The organism is Microbacterium sp. JZ101 (assembly GCF_053903175.1).
Genome location: NZ_CP096400.1, coordinates 1,262,211 through 1,287,027 on the forward strand (window position 1 = coordinate 1,262,211; position 24,817 = coordinate 1,287,027).

The 24,817-nt window shown below is 72.4% G+C and carries 19 protein-coding genes; 12 read left to right on the forward strand and 7 right to left on the reverse strand.

Going from position 1 to position 24,817, the window contains the following annotated elements:
* Positions 1-83 precede the first annotated feature (83 nt).
* Genes M1D56_RS05800 through M1D56_RS05810 form a run of 3 tightly spaced genes read left to right on the forward strand, consistent with a single transcriptional unit; the run spans position 84 to position 2,371 of the window.
* Entirely contained in the window at positions 84-281 is a 198-nt protein-coding gene (locus M1D56_RS05800) for a hypothetical protein (RefSeq protein ID WP_271173316.1), read from the forward strand.
* A 35-nt stretch (positions 282-316) separates the two neighbouring features.
* Positions 317-1,258: a diacylglycerol/lipid kinase family protein gene (locus M1D56_RS05805; RefSeq protein ID WP_456284947.1), complete on the forward strand. Its 942-nt coding sequence runs from the start codon at positions 317-319 to the stop codon at positions 1,256-1,258.
* Positions 1,259-1,267: 9 nt separating this feature from the next.
* The gene (locus M1D56_RS05810; RefSeq protein ID WP_456284948.1) at positions 1,268-2,371 is read left to right on the forward strand and encodes a nucleotide disphospho-sugar-binding domain-containing protein; all 1,104 of its coding nucleotides are present in this window, start codon (positions 1,268-1,270) and stop codon (positions 2,369-2,371) included.
* Between the two features lie 30 nt (positions 2,372-2,401).
* Here M1D56_RS05810 and M1D56_RS05815 read toward each other — a convergent pair whose 3' ends face one another.
* A complete protein-coding gene (locus M1D56_RS05815; RefSeq protein WP_271173313.1) occupies positions 2,402-2,857 on the reverse strand; it encodes an acyl-CoA thioesterase in 456 nt (151 codons plus the stop codon).
* Positions 2,858-2,921: 64 nt separating this feature from the next.
* Between M1D56_RS05815 and pepN the strand changes: the two genes are divergently transcribed.
* Positions 2,922-5,417, forward strand: coding sequence for an aminopeptidase N (pepN, locus tag M1D56_RS05820; RefSeq protein WP_456284949.1), 2,496 nt, complete (start codon positions 2,922-2,924; stop codon positions 5,415-5,417).
* On the opposite strand, the gene M1D56_RS05825 is transcribed toward pepN, so the two are convergent.
* Genes M1D56_RS05825 through M1D56_RS05835 form a run of 3 tightly spaced genes read right to left on the reverse strand, consistent with a single transcriptional unit; the run spans position 5,405 to position 7,385 of the window.
* Complete coding sequence (locus M1D56_RS05825; RefSeq protein WP_271173311.1) at positions 5,405-5,917, reverse strand: nucleoside deaminase; 513 nt, start codon at positions 5,915-5,917, stop codon at positions 5,405-5,407. The two genes, pepN and M1D56_RS05825, sit on opposite strands and share 13 nt — an antisense overlap.
* A gap of 26 nt (positions 5,918-5,943) precedes the next feature.
* The gene (locus tag M1D56_RS05830) at positions 5,944-6,954 is read right to left on the reverse strand and encodes an NADP-dependent oxidoreductase (protein ID WP_456284950.1); all 1,011 of its coding nucleotides are present in this window, start codon (positions 6,952-6,954) and stop codon (positions 5,944-5,946) included.
* Positions 6,955-6,998: 44 nt separating this feature from the next.
* Positions 6,999-7,385: a DUF1304 domain-containing protein gene (locus M1D56_RS05835; RefSeq protein WP_456284951.1), complete on the reverse strand. Its 387-nt coding sequence runs from the start codon at positions 7,383-7,385 to the stop codon at positions 6,999-7,001.
* Between the two features lie 61 nt (positions 7,386-7,446).
* Between M1D56_RS05835 and M1D56_RS05840 the strand changes: the two genes are divergently transcribed.
* Positions 7,447-8,025, forward strand: a complete 579-nt coding sequence (locus M1D56_RS05840; protein ID WP_282979160.1) for a TetR/AcrR family transcriptional regulator — start codon at positions 7,447-7,449, stop codon at positions 8,023-8,025.
* Between the two features lie 11 nt (positions 8,026-8,036).
* Here M1D56_RS05840 and M1D56_RS05845 read toward each other — a convergent pair whose 3' ends face one another.
* A complete protein-coding gene (locus tag M1D56_RS05845; RefSeq protein ID WP_421075282.1) occupies positions 8,037-8,648 on the reverse strand; it encodes a dihydrofolate reductase family protein in 612 nt (203 codons plus the stop codon).
* 150 nt (positions 8,649-8,798) lie between these two features.
* On the opposite strand from M1D56_RS05845, the gene M1D56_RS05850 reads away from it, so the two are divergent.
* The 3 genes from M1D56_RS05850 (at position 8,799) to M1D56_RS05860 (ending at position 12,342) form a co-directional block, all read left to right on the forward strand.
* Positions 8,799-10,070 (forward strand): phytase, encoded by a 1,272-nt coding sequence (locus M1D56_RS05850; RefSeq protein ID WP_456284952.1) that lies wholly within the window; start codon positions 8,799-8,801, stop codon positions 10,068-10,070.
* 128 nt (positions 10,071-10,198) lie between these two features.
* Complete coding sequence (locus M1D56_RS05855; protein WP_271173305.1) at positions 10,199-10,945, forward strand: ABC transporter ATP-binding protein; 747 nt, start codon at positions 10,199-10,201, stop codon at positions 10,943-10,945.
* A complete protein-coding gene (locus M1D56_RS05860; protein ID WP_456284953.1) occupies positions 10,942-12,342 on the forward strand; it encodes an FtsX-like permease family protein in 1,401 nt (466 codons plus the stop codon). The genes M1D56_RS05855 and M1D56_RS05860 overlap by 4 nt, the downstream gene beginning before the upstream one ends.
* A gap of 3 nt (positions 12,343-12,345) precedes the next feature.
* Here M1D56_RS05860 and M1D56_RS05865 read toward each other — a convergent pair whose 3' ends face one another.
* Complete coding sequence (locus tag M1D56_RS05865; protein WP_456284954.1) at positions 12,346-13,449, reverse strand: LOG family protein; 1,104 nt, start codon at positions 13,447-13,449, stop codon at positions 12,346-12,348.
* A 31-nt stretch (positions 13,450-13,480) separates the two neighbouring features.
* Positions 13,481-14,056, reverse strand: coding sequence for a TetR/AcrR family transcriptional regulator (locus M1D56_RS05870; RefSeq protein WP_456284955.1), 576 nt, complete (start codon positions 14,054-14,056; stop codon positions 13,481-13,483).
* Between the two features lie 223 nt (positions 14,057-14,279).
* Here M1D56_RS05870 and pulA point away from each other — a divergent pair, with 223 nt between their 5' ends.
* From pulA to M1D56_RS05890, 4 genes are all read left to right on the forward strand, one after another.
* A complete protein-coding gene (gene pulA / locus M1D56_RS05875; RefSeq protein ID WP_456285214.1) occupies positions 14,280-19,931 on the forward strand; it encodes a pullulanase-type alpha-1,6-glucosidase in 5,652 nt (1,883 codons plus the stop codon).
* A gap of 97 nt (positions 19,932-20,028) precedes the next feature.
* Positions 20,029-21,714, forward strand: coding sequence for an ATP-binding cassette domain-containing protein (locus M1D56_RS05880; RefSeq protein WP_456284956.1), 1,686 nt, complete (start codon positions 20,029-20,031; stop codon positions 21,712-21,714).
* Positions 21,711-23,402: an amino acid ABC transporter ATP-binding/permease protein gene (locus tag M1D56_RS05885; RefSeq protein ID WP_456284957.1), complete on the forward strand. Its 1,692-nt coding sequence runs from the start codon at positions 21,711-21,713 to the stop codon at positions 23,400-23,402. The genes M1D56_RS05880 and M1D56_RS05885 overlap by 4 nt, the downstream gene beginning before the upstream one ends.
* On the forward strand, positions 23,402-24,811 hold the full coding sequence (locus tag M1D56_RS05890; RefSeq protein ID WP_271173299.1) for a sugar porter family MFS transporter: 1,410 nt from the start codon (positions 23,402-23,404) through the stop codon (positions 24,809-24,811). Before M1D56_RS05885 ends, M1D56_RS05890 begins: the two co-directional genes overlap by 1 nt.
* The last annotated feature ends 6 nt before the right edge of the window (positions 24,812-24,817 follow it).

The window sequence follows — 24,817 nt, forward strand, 5'->3', positions numbered from 1 at the left end:
CCGCTCGGCCGCCGCGTGACTCGCGGCGTCATCCGCCCGGCTCCCCTCTTCGCGCGGGGAGCCGGGCGGCTTACCATGTCGGGATGTCCTCCGGGAAGAAGAAGAGCAAGCGGGTCAAGCCGAAGAAGTCCTGCTGCAAGTCGAAGCCACGCTGCAAGCGGTGCCCCATCCGCCTGCTCGCCGAGGGCAGACTGGACCCAGCGGACGCGAAGAAGATCTTCGCGAAGGACCGCAACCGCAAGCAGGCGAAGAAGGCCAAGCTCGCACTCCCCGAGGGCTGAGGAGGCGAGTCGGGCCGCACGACACAGGGGGAAGCATGGCACTCGAGCGGATCGCGATCGTCTGGAACCCGTCGAAGACCGAGCGCGAGGTGCTCGAGACCGGGTTCGTCGCCGCGCTCGGCGATGACGAGCGGGAGATCTCGTGGTGGGAGACCACCGTCGAGGATCCCGGTCAGAAGGCGACGGAGGATGCGCTCGAGTGGGGTGCCGACGTGATCGTCGCGGCGGGCGGCGACGGCACGGTGCGCGCGGTCGCTGAGCGCCTCGCGGAGCCGGGCGCGGGCGCGGAGCTCGCGATCGTGCCCCTGGGGACCGGCAACCTGCTCGCGCGCAACCTCGACATCCCGCTCAACAACCCGCAGGCGGCGTTCGCTCGCGCGCTCGCCGACGAAGCGCGCGTGATCGACATCGGATGGATCGAGACGGCCGTCGACGGGGCGCCCACTCGACAGGCCTTCGCCGTCATGGCCGGCTTCGGCATCGACGCCCACATGATCGTGGAGACCGACGACGACCTCAAGAGCAAGGTCGGATGGCTCGCCTACGTGGAATCCCTCGGGCGCGCGGTCAACGCGAGCGAGGTCATCGAGCTGCGGATCGCGGTCGACGGGGGAGAGGCCGTGACGGCGGCGGGCCACACCCTGATGGTCGGCAACTGCGGCATGCTGCAGGGCGGCATCACGCTCCTGCCCGACGCGGATCCGTCGGACGGCGAGCTCGACCTGCTGCTGCTGAGCGCGGAGGGCATCGCCGGCTGGCTGGACACCCTGCGCTCGTTCGTGTGGGACAACGGCATCCGCCGTCTCATGGGTGCGACCGACCGCGCCGAGAGCGGCGACACGGCGGCCCACGCGCGGGCGACGTCGGTCGCGGTCGAGCTGCCGGAGCCGCGTGTGCTCGAGGTCGACGGCGACGACCTCGGCGAGGTGACGCAGTTCACGGTCGAGATCCAGCCCGGCGCGCTGCGCGTGCGCTGACGGCGGGCGGTGCGCGTCCTCTGCAGCTTCGTCGGCGGCGCGGGGCATCTTCTCCCGCAGCTGCCGCTCCTGCGCGCCTTCGCGGCCGCGGGTGGCGAACTCACCCTCGTCGGGCGGGTCTCCGCAACCCGCGCCGCTCCCGACGGCGTCTTCGAGAAGGTGGTCTCCACCCAGGACCGACGCGCGCGCAGGGCGACCGAGATCGCGCCGCTCGGCCGCGTCGACAGGGATGCGGAGATCGCTGTCGTCGCGGACCATTTCGCGGGCGCCGCGGCACGTCGATCGGCCGAACGCGTCGCACCGCTTCTGCCGGGCACCGATCTGCTCGTCTGCGACGAACTCGACTTCGGTGCGATGGCGGCGGCACAGGGCGCGGGGATCCCCGTGGTCGTCGTGGCCGTGCTGGCGTCCGGTGCGCTCGTGCGCGGCGACCGTATCCGGGCGCAGCTCGATGCGCTCGGCGGAGCGCTGGGACTGTCCGATGCCATCCGATGGCAGGGTGATGCCTTCGTCGTGCCGTTCGCTCCTTCGCTGCGCGACCCCGGGCATCCCGCCCCGCCGCACACGCTCTGGCTGAGCCCCGATGCCGGCGCATCGCCCGACCCCGACGGATCCGTGGTCGCGACGCTGGGGACCGAGTTCAACACCGAGTGCGGCGATCTGTTCGAGCGCATCCTGGCGGCGCTCGCCGATCTCGGCCGACCGAGCGTGCTTGCGATCGGCAGCGACCTCGATCCCGCGCGCTTCGGTCCGCAGCCCGGCCATGTGCAGGTGCGGCGGTATGTCGACCTTCCCGCGCTCGCTGCGCGCGCGAGCGCGGTGATCCATCACGGCGGCAGCGGCATGCTCGTCGCAAGCGTGCTGGGCGGCGCGCCGCAGGTGGTTCTCCCGATGGGCGCTGACCAGCCCTTCAACGCCGACCGGGTCTCCGCGCTGGGGCTCGGAACGGTGCTCGACGTGCACAGCGCGACTCCGTCCGCCATCCGTGACAGCGCGGCGGCGCTTCTCGCCGACAGCGATGCCCGGATGCGGGTCGGAGCCGTCCGCGAGGAGCTCCTCGGCCTGCCCTCGCCGGCCGACGTCGCCGAGGAGATCCTGCGCGGCCTGCTCTGAGCCTCCGAGCCGGGCCCGCCGCGTCGGCGGCTATGCCTGCGGCAGGCGGATGGTCCCGGTCGCGGAGTGCTCGGTCGGCATGCGATCGCGCTGGTAGGTGATCGAGTCGTAGCCGTGCGGGGCGGGGTTGCCGTCCTCGCCGAGGTTCACGAAGACGATCTTCTCGATCGTGAGGATCGTCCGCCGCGTGATCATGTTGCGCACGACAGCGCGCATCGTGAGCGACGTGCGGCCGAAGTGCGTCGCGATGAGGCCCATCTCGATGAGATCGCCCTGCACAGCCGACGCCTCGAAGTTGATCTCCGAGATGAACTTCGTCACGACGCGGTAGTTGCCGAGCTGGATGATCGCGTAGATCGCGGCTTCCTCGTCGATCCACTTGAGCAGGCTCCCGCCGAACAGGGTGCCGTTCGCGTTGAGGTCCTCGGGGCGGACCCACTTGCGCGTGTGGAAGTTCATGCGGCCGTCGTCTGCGGAAGTGCTCATCGCGGCCAGCCTACGCGCGGGGCCGCTCCGCGGCGACGGCTCCGCGCCGTGAAAGCATGGACCGGTGAACAGCGCCAACCTCAGCCGTGAAGCAGCGGCCGCGCGATCCGCGGCCATCACCGTCCACGCCATCCGCGTCGAGCTCGATCTCACGGGAGCACCCGATCCGCAGCGCAGCGGCTTCCCGACGACGAGCGTCCTCGAGTTCGACGCGACGGCCGAGGAGACGTGGATCGACTTCATCGGAGAGGCCGTCGAGTCCGTCGAGGTGAACGGCGTCGCGCACGATGTCGAGTGGGATGGCGCGCGCATCCGCGTCTCGGGCCTCGCCGACCGCAACACCGTGCGCATCGCGGCACGCGGCGCGTACAGCCGATCGGGCGAGGGCCTGCACCGGTTCGTCGACCCCGTCGACGGCGAGACCTATCTGTACACGCAGTACGAGCCCGCCGACTCCCGCCGGGTGATGGCCTGCTTCGAGCAGCCCGACATGAAGGCGCGGTACACGTTCCGCGTCTCCGCGCCGAGCGGATGGCACGTGCTCTCGAATCAGAGCGCGGTCGCGTCGGAGGAGGCGGATGGCGCGCAGCACATCGAGTTCGCGCCGACTCTGCCGATCTCGAGCTACATCACGTCGGTCGCCGCGGGCCCGTACCACCGCGTCGACGGCGTCTGGCGCCGCGACGAGCAGGAGGTCGCTCTCGGCGTCCTCTGCCGCGCGTCGCTCGCGGAGCACCTCGACGCGGACGAGGTGCTCGAGATCACGCGCCAGGGCCTCGACTTCTTCACGGACGCGTTCGCGTTCCCGTACCCGTGGGGCAAGTACGACCAGGTGTTCGTTCCCGAGTACAACCTCGGGGCGATGGAGAATCCCGGTCTCGTGACCTTCACGGAGGCCTACGTGTACCGCGGCGCGTCGACGACGGCGCAGCACGAGGCGCGCGCCAACACGATCCTCCACGAGATGGCGCACATGTGGTTCGGCGATCTCGTCACGATGCGCTGGTGGGACGACCTCTGGCTCAAGGAGTCCTTCGCCGACTACATGGGCTCGCACGCGGCCGCCGCGGCGACCCGGTTCACAGACGCCTGGGTGACGTTCGCGAATCGACGCAAGGCGTGGGCGTATCAGCAGGACCAGCTGCCGACGACTCATCCGATCGTCGCCGACATCCCCGATCTCGAGGCAGCCAAGCTCAACTTCGACGGGATCACCTACGCGAAGGGCGCATCGGTCCTCAAGCAGCTCGTCGCGTTCGTCGGCGAGGAGGCGTTCTTCGAGGGGTCCCGACGCTACTTCGCCGCGCACGCGTACGGGAACACGACCCTCGAGGATCTGCTCGCGCAGCTCGAGGCCGTGTCCGGCCGCGACGTCCGCGCGTGGTCGCGCGCGTGGCTCGAGACGACCGGCATGTCGACGATCTCGGTCGAGCGCGGGCAGGGCCTCACCGTCGTGCAGACCGATCCGCGTCCGCACCGGCTCTCGCTCGGCCTGTACGCGCTCGACGCGGGCCGCCTCGTCCGCCGCGCATCGCTCGACCTCGACATCCGCGCGGAGCGCACGACCGTGGATCTCCCGGTCGCCCCCGACGTCGATCTGATCCTCCCGAACGACGGCGACCGCACATACGCCAAGGTCCGCCTCGACGCGCGCTCGCTCGACGCCGTGCACGAGGCGCTCTCGACCATCGACGATGCGCTCGCGCGCGGGCTCGTGTGGTCGGCGCTCTGGAACGCGGCCCGCGACGGGGAGCTCCCCACGGGGCGGTACCTCGAGATCGTCCGGCGTCACGCACCGGCCGAGTCGAACGTCGCGCTGCTCGGCGGCGTGCTCGCGAACTCCGCCTACGCGGTCGGGCACTACACGCCGGAGTCGTCGCGCGCGACCGAGCGTGCGGCATGGCTCGAGACGACGTGGCAGGGGATGACCGCGGCGGCACCGGGGTCGGACGGCCAGCTCGCCTGGGCGCGTGCGGTCGCGTCGGCGGCGGCCTTCCACGACGGGCGCGCCGCCGACCTCCGTGCGATCCTCGCGGGCGAGCGGCCAGCGCCGGATGGTCTCGCTCTCGACCCCGACCTCCGCTGGGCGTGGCTCGCGGCGCTCGCCGCAACCGGGCATGCGACGACTGCCGACGCCGACGCCGAGCTCGCGCGCGACGACACCGCGAGCGGCCGGACGGAGCACCTCCGGGCGCTCGCGTCGCGCCCTGACGCCGTGGTCCGCCGGGACGCGTGGAACGCCGCGTGGGAGGACCGGACGCTCACGAACGACCACCTCTCGGCGACCATCTCGGGCTTCCGCGCCGGCGGCCGGCGCGACCTCGTGGCCGAGTTCGACGACGCCTACTTCGCGCGGATCCGCGCCGCGTGGGAGGAGCGCAGCATCGAGATCGCGGGGCGCCTCGTGCGAGGGCTGTTCCCCGAGGCCGATTCGCTCGATCGCGTCGACGCGTGGCTCGCCGCGAACGGCGACGCCCCGGCCGCACTGCGCCGGATCGTCATCGAGGAGCGCGACCACCTCGCGCGCGCCCTGCGGGTCCGCGCGGCTCAGCCGGCCTGATCGCCGTCGTCCGCCTCGCGGCCGAGCATGCGCGCGTGCAGGGCGCGGATCTCGGCCGCGAGCTCGGGCGCGGGGCCGGCGACGCGGACGCCGGGCGCGACCGCCGTGATCGGCAGCGCGGCGACGGGGCCAGGGGCGACGCCCCACGCGCGATGCCACGCGCCCAGCTGCTCGGTGCTCGACGCGTACACGATGCGCCCGAGCCCGACCCAGGCGTGCGCAGCGGCGCACATCGGGCAGTGCTCGCCCGAGGTGTACACGGTGCACGTCCGCCGCTCGGCGGGCGACAGGTGCGCGGCTGCCCAGCGTGCGATCTCGAACTCCGGGTGGCGGGTGGCGTCGCCGTCCTTCACGCGGTTGCGGTCCTCGAAGCGCACGAGGCCCTCGGCGTCGACGAGGACGGAGCCGAACGGCTCATCCCCGTCGTCGAGGGCCTCGCGCGCGAGGTCGACGCAGCGGCGCAGGTGCGCCAGATCGGTGTCGCTCAGGGTGGTGCTCATGCCGCGACGATAGCGCGGCCCTGGCCTCAGATCCGGACGAGCATCTTCCCGGTGTTCGCGCCGCGCATCATGTCGAGGAACGCGTCGACCGCGTGGTCGATGCCGTCGACGATCGTCTCGTCGTAGGCGATGCGTCCCTCCGCGAGCCAGCCGCCCATCCGCTCCTGGAACTCCGGCGCCGCCGACAGATGATTGCCGACCGTGAAGCCCTCGAGGCGCAGACCGCGCGTGACGAGGTTCGACAGGTTGTCGGGGCCCGGCACGGGGCCGTCGGCGTTGTACGTGGCGATCGCCCCGCACAGGGCCGCGCGGCCGCCGTCGTTGAAGGCGTCGAGGGCGGCCGCGAGGTGGTCGCCGCCCACGTTGTCGAAGTAGACGTCGATGCCCTCGGGCGCGACGTCCGCCAGCTGCTGACGGATGGGGGCGGCCTTGTAGTCCACCGCCGCGTCGTAGCCGTACTTCTCGGTGAGCAGGGCGACCTTCTCGGGCGAGCCCGCCGAGCCGATCACGCGCTTCGCGCCGAGGAGCCGCGCGATCTGGCCCGCGGCCGTGCCCACGGCTCCGGCCGCGCCCGAGATGAAGACCGTGTCGCCCTCGTTCATCTCCGCGATGCGGGTGAGCCCGACGTACGCCGTGAGCCCGGTCATCCCGAGGATGTGGAGCCGCAGCGAGAGGGGCACGCCGGGCAGGTCGGGGACGACCCGGAACGCCGACGCGTCAGCCTGCGCGATGTCGCGCCAGCCGAGCTGGTGCACGACGACGCTGCCCACCGGCACGTCGTCCGACGCCGACGCCACGACCCGTCCGACCGCTCCGCCCTCCATGGTCTCGCCGAGCGCGTACGGGGCGACGTAGCTGCGCGCGTCGTTCATGCGCCCGCGCATGTACGGGTCCACGGAGACGAACGCGTTCTCCACACGGACCTCCCCGGGAGCGAGGTCGCCGTAGGTCACCTGGACCGTGCGGAAGTCGTCGTGGGTCGGCCAGCCCTGAGGGCGGGACACGAGCTGGATCTGAGTGCTGACGGCGGATGGCATGGGCCGGGTTCTCTCCTTCGCTGCGGTTTCGCGGGGTGCGTCGATCACAGGGCGAGGCCGATCGCGAGCGCGATCACAGACAGGGCAGGGACCACGCCCTGCTTCAGCGCGGCGATGGCCTTGTCGGGGCTCGAGATCAGGAGCACGAGGCTCGCGGCCAGCATCGAGCCCACTCCGGTGAAGACGAGGGTCGCCCCGACGACGGCCGCGCCCGTCGCGAACAGCACGACGCCGAGTGCCGCGACGATCGCGAGGAACAGGTTGTAGAAGCCCTGGTTGAAGGCGAGCTCCCTCTGCGCCTCGGCCGCCTCGCGCGTCTGGCCGAACGTCCTGAGGGCGCGCGGGCTCGTCCAGGCGATCGACTCGAGGAAGAAGATGTAGACGTGGACGAGCGCCGCGACGGCGGCGAGCACGAGACCTGCGACGATCATGATCGACCTTTCTGTAATGACCGTTACAATATAGTCCGGGGAACGGGTGACGGGAGCGGACATGGGGCGGATTCCGAGCTTCGACCGCGCGGAGGTCGTGCGCGCGGCGCGCGGCGTGTTCTGGCACGAGGGCTATGAGGGCGCGTCGGTGCCGGCGCTCGAGGAGGCGACGGGGCTGCGGCGGTCGAGCCTCTATCACGCGTTCGGATCCAAGCGCGGTCTCTTCGACGCCGCCGTCGAGAGCTACCTCGACGAGGTCGTGCGCCCGCGCCTGCGGCCGCTGCAGGGCGCGGACGTGGCGGTGACCGCGGCACGCGACTACCTCGTGGGCCTGCGCGATGCGCTCGCGCGGGCGCGCACGCTCCCGGCCACGAGTGGGTGCCTCCTCATCAACGCCGCGTCGGCGCCGATCGGCGACGACCACGCGGTCGCCGAGACGGTCGCGGCCTACCGTGCCGAGCTGCGCGACGCGCTCGCCGCAGGCGTCGCGGCACGGCATCCGGAGCGGTCGGAGGGCGAGCGGCTGCGACTCGCGGAAGCGCTCACGGGGCTCGTCGTCGCGGCGCTCGCCACCGTGCGGGTCGACGCGCAGGCGGCGGCGCGCACGCTCGACACCGCGGTCGACCTGCTGGAGGGCTGAGCTCCGCGGGATCAGCGCGCGTCCGCGGCGTCGCGGTACGCGACGGCGTACCGGATGTGGGTCACGCCCGTGCCCTCGACGACCTGGAGCTGCGTGAGCTCGATGTCCCGGCGGGCGATCCCGTCGAGGTACCGCGTGCCGGCGTGCAGCAGCACGGGCGCGAGGTCGATGCGGATCTCCTCGAGGACGCCGCGGTCGAGGCACTGGCGCACGATGTCGGCGCCCGCGACGTTGATGTCGCCGTCGCCGGCGAGCTCGCGCGCGATCCGCAGTCCCTCGTCGAGGTCGCCGACGAAGGTGAAGGGCGCGTCCGGCACGGGCGGCCAGCCTTCCGGAGGCGGTCGATGCGTGACCACGACGGTCGGCGAGTCGCCGGGCGGCCTCCCGCCCCAGCCCCGCGCGTCGTCGAAGATCCCGCGTCCGGCCACGAACGCGCCCTCGGTGTCGTTCTGTCGCCAGTAGTCGGCGCTCGCCTGCGACATGTGGAACACCAGGCCGTAGCCGCGCAGCGGCACCTCGACGTCGCCGTTCTCGTACCAGTCGAAGAGCGCGCCGACCCGGCCGTGCTCGTCGGCGATGAATCCGTCGAGAGACGTCGTGAAGCTCGAGAACACCACTCCCATGCGCCTGCCTCCTCGGGGCCGCCTGCGACTGACGCTAGGCACCCGCGGCGGCGCCGTCAACGCCGGTCGTCGCGTCAGCGCCGGTTCATGTCGCGTTCACGACCGGGGAGAACGATCGAGCGTCACCGTTCCCCGAACCGAGGAGAGACCTTGCTGCCCCGACTGCTCACCGTCACCGCGATCGGCACGGCCGCCGTGCTCGTCGGCGCCTCCGCCGCGCAGGCGCGCCCTCACCACGACGAGCCCGATGAGCTCACTGCCGTGCTCGAGACCCCCGCGCTGTGGGACGAGGACGACGCCGACGCCGATGACCCCGCGATCTGGATCGACGAGGACGACCCAGAGGACAGCGTGGTCATCGCGACCGCGAAGGAGGCCGGCATCTACGTGTACGACCTCGACGGCGAGGAGCTCCAGCACATCGCCCCGAAGCCGGCTCCCGGCGACGACCACGCGCCCGGCCGCTACAACAACGTCGACATCGTCGAGGACTTCGAGCTCGACGGCGACGAGGTCGACCTCGCGGTCGCGTCCGACAAGGGCATGGACGACCTGGGCATCTTCGTCATCGACGACGGCGAGCTGACCGAGGTCACCGACCCCGACGCCGGCTGGATCTTCAGCGCCTCTCAGGAGGAGATCGACGGCGAGCACACCGCGTACGGCCTCACGACGTGGCAGGACGACGACGGCGCGTACGCGCTCGTCAGCCGCAACTCCGAGACGGAGGTGGCCCTCCTCGAGCTGCAGGCGCGCGAGGACGGCACCGTCGGCTGGGAGCGCATCCGCGAGCTCGCCCTGCCGGCCGCGTTCACGCTGCCCGACGGCTCCACCTGGACGACGTGCGACGACCCCGGCGAGTACGCGCAGGTCGAGGGGATGGTCGTGGATGAGCGGACAGGGACGGCCTACCTCGGCCAGGAGCTCGTGGGCATCTGGAAGGTCGACGCCGACCTCACCGGAGAGCCCGAGCTCGTCGACACCGCGGTCGAGTTCGGCCAGCCCGCCGTGTACGACCCGGAGACCGACGAGTGCGTCGCGGGGGAGAACCCCGGCTTCGGAGGCGATGCGCTGCGCACCGACATCGAGGGGCTCACGATCTACCGCACGAAGGGGAAGAAGGGCTACCTCCTCGCCTCGAGCCAGGGCGACGACACCTTCGCCGTCTACGAGCTGCAGGGCGGGAACGACTACGTCGGCTCGTTCGCGATCGGCGACGGCGCGGTCGACGGCACGCAGCACAGCGACGGCGCGGACGCGGTGAGCGCGAGCCTGCCCGGGTTCGACGGGGGACTGCTCGTCGTGCAGGATGGCGACAACACGCCGGAGGGCTCCGACGAGGCGAGCACGAACTTCAAGTTCCTCGCCTGGGAGGACGTCGCGGAGCGCAGCGGCCTCGACCTCGACGTCGCACGCCGGTGACGGGTCGGAGGGGGAGCCGCCGGCGGGGCGGCTCCCCTCCGCGACCGAGACGGGATACATCGCGAGGATGACCGGATGGGGCCGCCCGGCGGACGACGCCGCGGGAGGCCATCCGATGTCATGGAGGCATGCACACTCCAGACCCTCGACCCGATGCCTCCGCCCATGCCCCGTCCGCCCCGCTGCTCAGCGGACGCGGCCTGACGAAGGCCTACGGGCCGACCTACGCGCTCGCGGGCGTCGACATCGACGTGCGCCCGGGCGAGGCCGTCGCGATCATGGGCGCCTCGGGGTCGGGCAAGACCACCCTGCTGCACGTGCTCGCGGGCATCATCACCCCCGATGCCGGGACGGTGACCCTCCAGACGCGCACGGGCGCCAGGCTCGTGAACGACCTGCGCGAGTCTGAGCGCTCGAAGCTGCGTCGCGAGGAGCTCGGCTTCGTGTTCCAGCAGGGCCTCCTCCTGCCTGAGCTCACGGCCGTCGAGAACGTCGCGCTCCCGCTCATGCTCGCCGGCCATCCGCGGGAGGCGGCGCAGGCGCACGCCGGGCAGTGGCTCGCGGCGCTGGGCCTCGCCGGCATGGAGGACCGTCGCATCGGCCAGCTCTCCGGCGGTCAGGCGCAGCGCGTCGCGATCGCGCGCGCCCAGGCGACCGGAGCGCGCGTCGTGTTCGCCGACGAGCCGACCGGCGCGCTCGACTCGGCCACGTCGGCCGACGTGATGACCGCCCTGCTCGACGCGACCCTGCGTCAGGGGCACGCGCTCGTCGTGGTCACGCACGATCCGCAGGTCGCGGCGCGCTGCACGCGGACCATCCGCCTGAGCGACGGACGGATCGTCCAGGGCGAGCGGACGACGGCGGTGGCGCGATGACCGCGCTGGCGGCCGAGCGCACGGCGCCTCCCGCGCCGCTCGGGCAGGGGAGCGGCCGCGCCCCGGTGCTGCGCCTGACCTGGCACCTCTCGCGACCGAGCGCGCAGAGCGCGGCTGCGCTCGCGCTGCCCGCCGTCGCGTTCGCCGTGACGACCGCTCTCCTCCTCACCGTGCTCGGGGGCGTGCTCATGTTCTGGGCCTGGCCGGTCGACGACGCCGGCATCGTCCCGCTCTACCAGGTGCTGAGCATCGTGGCGCTCGCGATCCTCGCGGTGCCGCTCATGGCTCTCGGCGGCGCTGCGGCCCGGCTCTCGGCGCGCCGTCGCGACGACCGGCTCGCGACGCTCCGCCTCCTCGGGGCGACGCCCCGCCTCGTCACGATCATGACCGTGCTCGAGTCGACGGCGGTCGCCGTGGCCGGGGCGCTCGTCGGCATCGTGCTCTACCTCGGGCTCATGCCGTTCGTCGGCCTCATCCCGTTCCTCGGACGGCCGATCGGCGCGGCGTCGCTCTGGGTCGGACTCGGGCCGCTTCTCGGCGTCGTCGCCGCGGTCGGCGCGGTCGCCGCCCTCAGCGCGGGGCTCGGACTGCGCCGCGTCAACATCTCTCCGCTGGGTGTGCGGACGAGGCAGGAGGCGCCGCGGCTGCACTGGCTGCGGGCGGTCATCGCCGTCGCGGTCGTCGCGGGTGCGTACGCGGTGCTCAGCGCCCTGGGAGCTCTGCCGGGATACGCCGTCGTCATCGCGGTCGGCGGCTGCTTCGCCGCGGGCGTGGGCGTGCTCGGGCTCATCGGGCCGTGGGCGATCGGCGTGCACGCGCGGCTCCGCGTGAAGCGCGCGACGACCCCCGAGCGGCTCATCGCGGCGCGCGCCGTCCTCGAATCCCCCAAGGCCGCATGGCGGCAGGTCGGCGGGATGGCCATGACGACGTCCGTCGCGGTGGTCGGCGGCTCGGGCATGGCCTTCGCAGAAGCGGCCCCGGCCGGCGAGGGAGCGGAGGCCTACCTCATGGTCGACGTGCGCACGGGCATCCTCATCACGCTCGTCGTCTCGTTCCTCATGGTCGCGTGCTCGGTGGGCGTCAATCAGGCGGCGGCCATCCTCGACCGGCGCGGGCTCTACGTCGCGCTCGATCGCATCGGCATGCCGCGGGCGACGATGGAGGCCGCGCGCACGCGCGCGACGATGGGTCCGCTGCTCTTCACGGTCATCGTCTCGGCGCTCGCCGGGGGCGCGCTCGTCTTCCCGCTCCTCGGCATGTCGCTCATCCTCGCGCCCATCTCGATCCTCGTCATGGTCGCGTGCTTCGCGCTCGGCATCCTGCTCGTGTGGCTCGCCCTGCGCGCGACCCGCCCCGTGCTCACCCGCGTGCTGCGGGACCCCGAGCGGACCGAGTAGCCGTCAGTCGCGCGCCGCGATGAGCGCTGCCGCCTCGTCGACGTCGTCCACGAGGTGCACGTGCCCCGCCATGGACCGCCCCTCCGCGAGAGCGCGCAGGAGCGGCCAGGCGGGGTACGTCTCCGTCCAGTGCCGCCGGCCGACGAGCACCATCTCGCCCACCGTCTCCGGTGTTGCGTAGTAGTTCTCGCACGCGTCCTGGAAGATCTCCTGCACGGTTCCGCCGGCGCCGGGCAGGAAGACGATGCCGCGGTCGCAGAGCTGCAGGAGGATCGACTCGCGCAGCGCGTTCCGGAAGTACTTCGCGTTGGCCGTCGCGAAGAGGTTCGGCGGCTCGTGCCCGTAGTGCCAGGTCGGCACGCCGAGCGTGTCGACGGGCGACGCGAGGTCGGCGAGCACGGCGCGCGCCGATGAGGCCCATCTGTCGACCGACGGATGGAAGGACGGATGCACGGCGAGGGTCGCGAGCGCCGCATCGAGCGCGTCCTCGGGGAGATCGGCGAAGCGCGCGCCCAGATTCGCGGCCTCCATGGCGCCGGGACCCCCTCCGGTCGCGACGACGAGGCGCCCGTCGGGGCGCTGCGCAGCGAGGAGGCGCCCCAGCCGCGCGGCCTCGCGGTAGTCGGGCTCGCCGCGCCGGAGGGCGTGGCCGCCCATCACGCCGACGAGGTGCCGCCCCGCGACCCAGCGCTCGAGCGCCGCGTCGACCCCCGCGTCGTGCAGCACGCGGGCGAGGACGGCGTCGGGGTCGCGCGCTTCCTGCGACCAGGCGTACGCGCGTCCGTCGAGGGATGCGCCCCACGCCGGCGCGTCGTAGAGCTCGTCGGCCGTGTAGAGCGCGTCGCGATGAGGGTCGACGGGGGCGAAGGCGACGTCGGGGAGCACGAGCGCGCCCCGACCGGCGTGGAGCTCGGCGTCCCCCGGGGCGAGCGCGCATCCCGCGAAGGTCGCGCGCGACGTGTCGCAGTCCGCGAGCTGCCCGGACCGCTCGCGGAGGTCGAGGCCGAGCAGGCGCCATCCGCGCAGGCTCCGCGCGCCCTGCGCGAGCCGGGCGTCGAACTCGGCCAGGGACTCCACCACGACGATCCGCCCGCGCCTGTGCCTCATCCGTCCGAGGTTAGCGCGGTGCCGTGCTGCGTCAGGCCGGGCGGGGCCACCATGCGGGAAGGTGCTGGAAGATCGCGCGCGTGTACGACTCCTCGTCGGCGTCGTCGCTCGTCGCCCAGCGCAGGGCGGCGCCTACGAACCCGCCTGCGACATACGCGGCAGCGACCGCGTCGTCGAAGACCACATCGAAGCCGCGTTCGCGGAACCGCGACAGCGCCGTGGCGCAGCGCTCGTCGAAGAGGGCCTGCAGCCGTCGGCGGAAGTCGAGGGAGAACTCCGAAGCGAGGAGCGCGCGCAGGGCGGTGCGCTCCGCGGTGATGCCGCGCAGGACGGCCGTGGTCGCCTCCTCGTACCGCGCCGCGAGGTCGTCGAGCGAGTCTCCCGGCTGCACGGAGATCTCGGCGGCGGCGTCGAGCCAGCTCGCGTGCATGTCGGACGCGACGTCGCCCACGTTCGTGTAGTGCCCGTAGAACGTCGTCCGGTGCACACCGGCCGCACGACACAGCTCGGCGACGCCGATGTCGGTCAGCGCCTCGCGCGTGAGCAGGTCGTGCAGCGCCTCCTGCAGCCGCCTGCGGCTGCGCAGCGCTCGGGGGTCCTCCGCCATCCCTCCAGTGTGCCCGATCGCGGCATCCCGCACATCCCACCCTGCAAGCGCTTGCGCGGAAGGGGCCAAGTCGGCGGTGACGCTTCATGTTTCTGGCTGCAAGCGCTTGCAGAATCGCCGCCGAGGTTGCTACCTTCGGCGGGACGCCTGGCGTCATCACCCGAGCACCCCCGGAGAAGACGTGTCGAAGACGACCGCTGCGCGACGTCGCGCGCTTGCCCTCATGACCATCCCCGCCCTCGCGCTCTCGGGCGCGGTCGGCTCCGCCGTGTCCGCGAGCGCCGCCGATCGGTCGCCTGCGCTCGTGGGCAGCCTGCAGAGCGAGCTCGGCTGCGCCGACGACTGGCTGCCGGACTGCTCGGAGACCGAGCTCGCGCCGACCGACGTCGAGGGCGTGTACGCCGCCGAATTCGAGGTGCCGGCGGGCAGCTACCACTACAAGGTCGCGCTGAACGACACATGGGACGAGGCGTACGGGCTCGACGGGGGAGCCGACGACATCCCGCTCGCCGTCGCGGGGCCCGCGACGCTGCGGTTCGTCTTCGACGACAACCTCAAGCGCGTTGGCGTCGAGGTCGTGGATCTCACGGGCGGGTACACGGCGGAGGACGACGCGCTCGTCGCGGCGCCCGTGCGGCAGCCCGGCTCCGACGAGCGGTTCTACTTCGTGATGACCGACCGGTTCGCCAACGGCGACCCCGCGAACGACACGGGCGGCATCGAGGGCGACCGGCTCGCGCATGGCTTCGATCCGACCGACCGCGGGTTCTACCAGGGCGGCGACATCGCGGGCCTGCGCGACAGCCTCGACTACATCGAGGGTCTGGGCACGACGGCGATCTGGCTGACGCCGAGCTTCGCCAACAAGCCCGTGCAGGGCGAGGGCGCGAATGCGAGCGCCGGCTACCACGGGTACTGGGTCACCGACTTCACCCGCATCGATCCGCACCTCGGCACCAACGCCGAGCTCGAGGCGCTCATCGCGGACGCCCACGCGCGCGGCATCAAGGTGTACTTCGACATCATCACGAACCACACCGCCGACGTCATCGACTACGCCGAGGGCCAGTACGGGTACATCGACCAGGCGACGAGCCCGTATCGCGACGCGGACGGCAGCGCCTTCGATCCGGCGGACTACTCCGGAACAGGATCGTTCCCGGCTCTCGACGCGGAGTCCTCGTTCCCGTACACGCCGGTGACGAGCGACCCCGAGGCCAAGACTCCCGCGTGGCTCAACGACCCGACGCTGTACCACAACCGCGGCAACTCGACCTGGTCGGGGGAGTCCGTGACCTACGGCGACTTCGACGGTCTCGACGACCTCATGACCGAGCACCCGACCGTCGTGAACGGCTTCGTCGAGGTGTACCGCGATTGGGTCGACCTCGGCATCGACGGCTTCCGCATCGACACCGTCAAGCACGTCGACTTCCCGTTCTGGGAGACCTGGACGAAGGAGGTCCTCGACTACGCGCACGCGCAGGGCAAGGACGACTTCTTCATGTTCGGCGAGGTCTACGACGCCGACCCGGTCAAGCTCGCGCCGTACGTGCGCGACACCGACATGAACTCGGTCCTCGACTTCGCCTTCCAGTCCTCGGCGGCGGGCTTCGCGGCGGGCAACTCCGCGAAGGGGCTTCAGGGCCTCTTCGACGGCGACGACCGCTACACGACGCCCGACTCGTCGGCGACGGCGCTGCCGACGTTCCTCGGGAACCACGACATGGGGCGCATCGGCTACCTCCTCCAGAACACGGGCGAGGCCCTCGAGCGGGATGAGCTCGCACACGAGCTGCTGTTCCTCACGCGCGGGCAGCCGGTCGTCTACTACGGCGACGAGCAGGGCTTCGCGGGCACGGGCGGCGACAAGGGCGCACGCCAGACGCTCTTCGCCTCGCAGGTCGCGGAGTACGTCCAGCAGCCCCTCGTGACGGGGGAAACCGCGGGATCGGTCGACCGCTACGACACGTCGGCGCCGCTCTACACGCACATCGCCGACCTCGCCGCGCTGCGCGAGGCGCACCCCGCGCTGTCGACCGGCGCCCAGATCGAGCTCTACGCCGAGAACGGCGCGGGCGTGTACGCCTTCTCGCGCGTCGATCGCGATGAGAAGGTCGAGTACGTCGTCGCCCTCAACAACGCCGAGGAGGCGCGCACGGTCGAGCTCACCACGCTCACCTCGGATGCGTCCTACGCTCCCGTGTACGGCGCGGACGCGCCCATCGCGAGCGACGCGTCCGGCACCGCAGCGGTCACCGTCCCCGCACTCGGCGCGGTCGTCTACCGCGCCGACGCCACGGTGTCGGCGGGCGACGCCGCGCCCGCCGTGCAGATCGCGGCCCCGACACCCGGCGCAGGCCTCGAGGGCCTCGCGCCGGTCTCGGCGGAGGTCGAGGGCGACGGATGGATCGAGACGAGCTTCTCGTGGCGCACCGTCGGAGAGGATGCCTGGCACGCGCTCGGCACCGCCGAGGACACCGAGCCGCGCGTGTTCCACGACGTCTCGGAGCTGCCAGCGGGAACGCTCGTCGAGTACCGCGCCGTGGTGACCGATGCCGCGGGCAACCGCTCGGCGGCCTCGACCTACGCATCGGTCGGCAATGCGGTCGACCTCGTCGAGAGGGAGGAGCCGGAGACGCCGATCGAGCTCGTCACGGTGCCTGGAAGCCACAACTCCGAGCTCGGCTGCGCGGGGGACTGGGACCCGGCGTGCGAGGCGGCGAAGCTCGAGCTGCAGGCGGGCGGTGTCTACGCCGGCACGTTCGACCTGCCCGCGGGCGACTACGAGTACAAGGTGGCGCTGAACGGCAGCTGGACCGTGAACTACGGCCAGGGCGGCGTTCAGGACGGCGCGAACTTCTCGTTCTCGCACGACGGGGGCCCGATCATGTTCCTCTTCGACCCGCGCTCGAACGTGGTGCAGTCGACGGCGGAGGGCCCCATCGTGACGGTGCCAGGGAGCTTCCAGAGCGAGCTCGGGTGCGGGGGCGACTGGGCCCCCGACTGCCTCGGCTCACTGCTCTCCGACGGCGATCGCGACGGCGTGTACGAGCTCACGACCGACGCCATCCCCGACGGCGGCTACGAGGCCAAGGTCGCGCACGGGCGCAGCTGGGACGAGAACTACGGCGTCGACGGCGTGCGCGACGGAGCGAACTACTCCTTCAGCGTGGCCGACGGCACGCCCGTGACCTTCCGCTACTCGATCGCCGACCACCGGCTCGAGATCGCCGCCGCCGAGCCGCCGCTCGCCGGGACGGGGGAGCAGCGCGCGCACTGGATCGATGAGGAGACGCTCGTCTGGCCCGCCGACCTCGGGCAGCCCGACGGGGCGTCGTACGAGCTCTACGCCTCGCCGGACGCGAGCCTCGAGCTCGTCGACGGCGCCGTCGAAGGCGCCGACCCCATCGCCCTGACGGTCGTCGACGGTGGCCTCACCGAGGAGCAGCGCGAGCGCTTCCCGGCGCTCGCGGACGGGATCGCGCTGCGGGTCGAAGGGCAGGACGCCGCGGAGCTCGCTCGCGGCGAGCTGGCTGTCGCGCAGCGCGGCGGAGACGGCGTCATCACCGGCTACACCGGCGTCCAGATCCCCGGGCTGCTCGACGCGCTCTACGCTGACGCGCTCGAGCGGGTCGAGCTCGGCGTCACGTTCCAGGGGAGCAAGCCGACCTTCCGCCTGTGGGCCCCCACGGCGCAGTCGGCGACCCTGCTGACGTGGGACGAGGGCGCCGACGGCGATCCGCTCCGCCACGAGGCGCGCTACGACGAGGCCTCCGGAGTGTGGGAGGTCCGCGGGAAGAAGGATCTCAAGGGCGATGAGTTCGCCTGGGAGGTGACCGTCTTCGCGCCGACGACGGGCGCCATCGAGACGAACGTCGTCACGGACCCGTACTCCGTCGCGCTCACGCCGAACTCCGAGCGCTCGGTCGCGATCGATCTCGACGACAGGGCCTGGCAGCCGAAGCAGTGGACGAAGGCGAAGGCGCCCGAGGTCGAGCAGGACGTGGACCGTGCGATCTACGAGCTGCACATCCGCGACTTCTCGATCACGGATGAGTCCGTGCCCGCGGAGGAGCGGGGCACGTACCGCGCGTTCACGCGGGACAGCGACGGCACGCGGCAGCTGCGTCAGCTCGCCGACGCCGGCATCACGACCGTGCACCTCCTGCCGTCCTTCGACATCGCCACGATCGAGGAGGACCGGGCCGCGCAGCTCGAGCCCGACTGCGACCTCGCCTCCATGGGGCCGGCGTCGCCCGACCAGCAGGAGTGCGTGTCGGCGGTCGCCGCTCAGGACGGCTTCAACTGGGGGTACGACCCGTACCACTACTCGGTGCCCGAGGGCTCCTACGCGGTCGACGCCCACGGAGGGGCTCGCGTCGCGGAGTTCCGCTCGATGGTGGGAGCGCTGCACGGCATGGGGCTCGAGGTGGTGCTCGACGAGGTGTTCAACCACACCGCGGAGTCCGGTCAGGGGGAGCGCTCGGTGCTCGACCGCGTCGTGCCCGGCTACTACCACCGCCTCGACGCCGCGGGAGATGTGGAGACGTCGACGTGCTGCCAGAACGTCGCGACCGAGCACGCCGCGGCGCAGAAGCTCATGGTCGACTCGGTGGTGACCTGGGCGCGGGACTACCACGTCGACGGATTCCGCTTCGACCTCATGGGCCACCACTCCGTCGAGAACATGACCGCCATCCGCGCGGCGCTCGATGAGCTCACCCTGCGCCGCGACGGCGTCGACGGATCGTCCATCTACCTCTACGGCGAGGGCTGGGACTTCGGCGAGGTCGCGGGGAACCGGCTCTTCACCCAGGCGAAGCAGGGCCAGCTCGGCGGCACCGGGATCGGCACGTTCAACGACCGGCTCCGCGACGCCGTGCACGGCGGCAGCCCGGTCGACGGATCGTCGACGTTCCGCCAGGGCTTCGGCACGGGCCTCGGCACCGACCCGAACGGCGACCCGATCAACGGCACCGACGAGCAGGCGCTCGCAGACCTCGGCCACGAGACCGACCTCGTGAAGCTCGGCCTCGCGGGCAACCTCCGCGACTACGAGCTGCTCACGTCGGACGGCGAGATCCGCCGGGGCGACGAGATCGACTATCGCGGCGCGCCCGCCGGCTACGCCGACGAGCCATCCGAGGTCGTGAACTACGTCGATGCGCACGACAACGAGACACTCTACGACCTCTCGGTGTTCAAGCTCCCGGCCGACACCCCGATGGCCGAGCGCGTGCGCATGAACACGCTGTCCCTCGCGACCGCCACGCTGTCGCAGGCGGTGTCGTTCTGGCACGCGGGCACCGAACTGCTCCGCTCGAAGTCGCTCGACCGCAACAGCTACGACTCGGGCGACTGGTTCAACCGGATCGACTGGTCGGGGCAGGAGTCCACCTTCGGGTCGGGTCTGCCTCCCGAGGCCGACAACGGCGGCAAGTGGAGCATCATGGCGCCCCTCCTCGAGGACCCTGCGCTGAAGCCGACGGCCGACGACATCGCGACGGCCGAGGCCGCGGCGCTCGACCTGCTCGAGGTGCGCTCGGAGGTGGGCCTGCTCACGCTCGGCTCGTCGGAGCTCATCCACGAGAAGGTGTCATTCCCCGCGACCGACGCGCCGGGCACGATCGCGATGTGGATCGACGATCTGCGCGGCGCCGACGCCGACCCCGAGCTCGACGGCGCGCTCGTGTTCTTCAACGCCTCGGATGAGCCGGTCACGCAATCGCTCGCGGGGCTCGAGGGACGCGCCCTTGCGCTCACGCCCGCGCAGGCCGACGGCTCCGACCCGGTCGTCCAGGAGACCTCCTGGAGCGCGGACACGGCGACCATCGAGATCCCGGCGCGGACGGTCGCGGTGCTCGTCGACTGAGCTCGGACCACGCGGGAGAGGAGGGCGCGATGCGCCCCTCCTCTCCCGCGTTTCCTAGGATGGATCGAGTCCCTCGACCCCGAAGGCCTCATCTCCCATGCGCACCACCCCTCGGCGCCCGCTCGGCGTGCTCGCGGACGTCCCGCCCGCCGGCTGGGCAGTGGTCGCGCTCGGGGTCCTGAGAGCGGTCGCCCTCACGGGGGCCGCGCTCGCCGCGGGCGCGGGCGTCGACGCGCTCCTCCAGGGCGCGAGCGCCGCCCCCGCACTCGGCATCGCGCTCGCCGCCACGTCGGCCGCGGCGCTTCTCGCAGGAGCCGAGGCGCTCCTTCCTCCGCTCGCGCAGGCCGGTGAGGAGCGCGCCTGGCGTCGCGCCGTCGTCGCGGCGCAGCTGACGGCGCCGCTCGATGACGGCACGCCGTCGGGCGACCGCGTCGCGCGCGCGACCGACGACGTCGAGCGGGCCGCGCACTACCGCAGCGTCTTCCTCGGGCCGCTCATCGCCGCGTTCACCGTGCCCGTGGTCGTGATCGTCGCGATCGCGGTGCTCGTCTCGACCGGCATCGCGCTGCCGATCGCGGTCTGCGCGGCGGCGATCCCGCCCGTGATCGCCTGGTTCCTGTCGCGCTTCCGCGCGGGGTCCGGCCGCTTCCGGATGATCTCCGCGCGTCTGGCCGCGTCCTTCCTCGAGACGCTGCGCGCTCTCGGCACGATCCGCCTGCTGGGTGCCGAGGGGCAGCGCCGCGCGCAGCTCGCCGTCCAGGCCGAGAGGATGCGCGTGGAGGCCATGCGCCTTCTCCGGCGCAATCAGGTCGTGCTGCTCGTCACCGATGCGATCTTCGGGGTCGTGATGCTGTCGCTCGTCGGCGCGCTCGCGGTGTCCGGCGTCGCGGACGGCTCCGTCTCGCCGGGGGCCGCATTCGCCCTGCTCCTCCTGACCGTGCCTCTGCGCGAGCCGGTCGACCGCCTCGGCCGCTCGTTCTACGTCGGGCTCGCCGGACGCGCCGCGGCCGAGCGCGTGCGCGCCGCCATCGCGTCCGCTCCGTCGCCCGCATCCGCAGCGCCGGCCGTCGCGCCGGGCGGCCGCATCCGCGGAGACGGCATCCGCGTCGATCGAGGCGGCGTCCGTGTGGTCGACGAGGTCGATCTCGAGCTCGCCCCCGGGCTCACCGCGATCGTCGGACCCTCGGGATCCGGCAAGTCGTCGCTGGCGCTCGCGGTCGCCGGGCTCCTGCCCGCGACGGGGCTGCGCATCGACGGGCGCGAGGCGTCCGCCGAGGCCCTCCGCGCGGCGGTCGCCTACGTCCCGCAGCGCAGCGTGCTGCTGACCGGCACGGTGCGCGACAACCTCCTTCTGGCCGCGCCCGGCGCGTCCGACGACGACCTGGTCGCGGCGCTCCGCGCCGCAGGTCTCGCGGCACCGGAGGCCGAGCTGCCGGCCGGACTCGAGACGAGGGTCGGCGAGGGCGCGCGAGGCGTCTCGGGCGGTCAGGCGCAGCGCATCGCGATCGCGCGTGCCCTGCTCGGCGGCCGGGGTGCGCTCGTCGCCGACGAGCCGACGGCGAGCCTCGACCGCGACACGGCCGACCGGGTCCTCGCGACGCTCCGAGACCTCGCGCGCACACGCGCCGTCCTCCTCGTCACACACCGTCTGCCCGAGGCGCACGCCGCCGATCGCGTCGTGGTGATCGAGGGCGGAAGAGCCACCGCCGCGGGCGCTCCTGCCGAGCTCGCGCTGTCGAGCGGCTACCTCGCGGCCGCCACCTCGGCGGAGGAGGCATCGTGATCGCACGGCTCGCTCGCATCGCCGCACCGGCCTGGCCCTGGCTGCTCGCGTCCCTGCTCGCGCGGCTCGCGGGGCTCGCCGCGGGCGTCGCGCTGCTCGCCGTGCCGGCAGGGGCCATCGTGTCCGTCGCCGCAGGCGCCCCCGTCGACATCCTGCCGCTGGTCGTCCTGCTCGTGGCCCTCGCCGTCGCGAAGGGCGGGCTGCGGTATCTCGAGCAGTTCCTCGGCCATCGTGCCGCGTTCGATCTCATCGCCGACATGCGGCTGCGGTTCTACGACGCGGTCGTCCCGCTCGCGCCCGCCGAGATCGCGGAGGGGTCGGGCGAGCTCACCTCGATCGCCGCACGCGACATCGACCGCGTCGAGGTCTTCTTCGCGCACACCCTCGTTCCGGCGCTCGCGGCGGTCATCGTGCCCGGCGGTCTGGTCGCGGCGGGCTTCGCGGTCGGACCGGCCGAGGGAGCTGTCGTCCTCGCGGCCTTCATCATCGGAGGAGTGCTCGCGCCGCTCGTGGGCCGCGCGCGCGGAGCCTCCGCAGCGCGCGGGCTCCTCGTCGAACGCGCCGCGATCGCCCAGCACGTCGCGGAGGACGCGGCCGCCGCGGTCGAGATCCGGACCCTCGGCGCCGAGGAGCGGCGCCTCGCCGCTCTCGATGCGCTCGGGGCGCGAGTCGGGGCGCACCTGCGAGCGGAGGGGCGCGCGCTCGGCGCACGGACGGCGATCGGCGCCGCCTGGCCGTTCGCGGCCGTCATCGCCCTGCTCGCGCTCGCGGGCGGCGAGCCGGCGGCGCACGTCGTGCTCGCGGCCGCGGTCGTGGGCGCGGCGCCCGCCATCACCGCGGTCGAGGCGTTCGCGCGCAGCCTCCCGCTCGCGCTCGCGGCGGCCCGGCGCTACCTCGACGTGCTCGATCGCAGCCCGCGCGTCGCCGACCCCGAGCGACCCGTGAGGCTGCCGGACGGCCCGCTCGACGTCCGGGGCGAGAACGTGAGCGCGGCATATTCGGAGGCCGCTCTTCCGGTCCTCGATGCACTGTCGTTCGCAGTGCCGGCGGGCGGGAGCCTCGCCGTCGTGGGGCCGAGCGGAAGCGGCAAGTCCACGCTCGCGTCGCTCCTCGTCCGGGCACGGGATCCCCGATCGGGGCGCATCCTGCTGGGCGGCGTGGATCTCCGCGACATCGCGCTCTCCGAGCTGCGTGCCGCGGTCGCGCTCGTCGAGCAGCGGGTCGTGCTCGTGAGCGGCACGGTCCTCGAGAACCTGCGCCTCGGACATCCGCGGCTCTCGGAGGATGACGCGTGGCGAGCGCTCGAGCAGGCGGCACTCGCCGACGACGTGCGCGCGCACCGCGACGGTCTCGCGGCGCGCGTCGGCGAGGACGGTCTCGCGCTCTCGGGCGGCCAGCGCCAGCGGCTGAGCCTCGCGCGCGCCCTCGCGCGGCGCCCGCGCCTCCTCATCCTCGACGAGGCGACATCCCATCAGGACCCGATCACCCAGGAGGCCATCCGTCGCAGCGTCGCGGCGCGCCCCGAGCTCACGACGATCGTCATCGCGCACCGTGCGGACGCCGTGGCCGGCATCTCCGAGATCCTCGCCCTCGAGGCCTCCGACGCGGGAGCCCTTGACACGGAGCGAGCACGCACGGGAGGCTCACGAGGCCTCGAACGTCCGCAGGCAGAACGAGGAGGACTCTGATGGAGAGACAGCACACGAGGACCAGCGGCCGGGTGATCGGCATCGCGATCGCCGCGGCGCTCGGAGGATTCCTCTTCGGATTCGACACCGCCGTCATCAACGGTGCCGTCGACGCGCTCGCGGCGGACTTCGAGCTCGAGGCCGCGCTCAAGGGCTTCGCGGTGTCGTCCGCGCTGCTCGGCTGCGTGGCCGGCGCGTGGTTCGCCGGGTCAATCGCCAACCGCTGGGGGCGCGTCCCCGTCATGCTCGTCGCGGCCATCCTCTTCCTCGTCTCCGCGATCGGGTCGGGTCTCGCGTTCGGCGTGATCGACCTCATCGTGTGGCGCGTCGTGGGCGGTCTCGGCGTCGGCGCGGCCTCGGTCATCGCGCCCGCGTACATCGCGGAGGTGTCGCCCGCGCGGATCCGCGGCCGGCTCGGCTCGCTGCAGCAGCTCGCGATCGTGCTCGGCATCTTCGCGGCTCTGCTCTCGAACGCGCTGCTTGCCGGCATCGCGGGCGGCTCGAACGCCGTGCTCTGGTGGGGCATCGACGCGTGGCGGTGGATGTTCATGGCCGAGGCGATCCCGGCGATCGTGTACGGCGTCATGTCGCTGCGTCTGCCTGAGTCGCCGCGCTTCCTCGTCCGCAAGGGCGACTACGACCGCGCGTCGCAGGTGCTGCTCGACTTCACGGGCGAGCCCGACGTCAACCTCAAGATCCAGCAGATCCGGGACTCGCTCGACAGCGAGAAGCGCGAATCGCTCCGCGACCTCGCCGGGCCCGTGCTCGGTCTCAAGCCCATCGTGTGGGTGGGACTGCTCCTGTCGGTGTTCCAGCAGTTCGTCGGGATCAACGTCATCTTCTACTACTCGACGACGCTGTGGCGATCGGTCGGCTTCGACGAGTCGAGCGCCCTCACGACGTCGGTCATCACGTCGATCACGAACATCGCGGTCACGATCGTCGCGATCATCCTCGTCGACCGCGTCGGCCGCCGCGCGCTTCTCCTGTCCGGCTCGGTGCTGATGACCCTCTCGCTCGGGACGATGGCCCTCGCGTTCTCGTTCGCCGAGCTCGTCACGGCGGCCGACGGCACGACGAGCGCCGAGCTCGCGGCACCGTGGTCGATCATCGCCCTCATCGCCGCGAACCTGTTCGTCGTCGGCTTCGGCGCGACCTGGGGCCCCGTCGTGTGGGTGCTCCTCGGGGAGATGTTCCCCAACCGGATCCGCGCGAGCGCGCTCGCGGTCGCCGCGGCGGCTCAGTGGGTCGCGAACTTCTTCATCTCGACGACCTTCCCGGTGTTCAGCGACATCAGCCTGACCTTCGCGTACGGGTTCTACGCGTTCTTCTCGCTGCTGTCGTTCTTCTTCGTGCTCTGGAAGGTGCGCGAGACGAAGGGCCGAGAGCTCGAGGACATGGAGGGCTGACCTCCG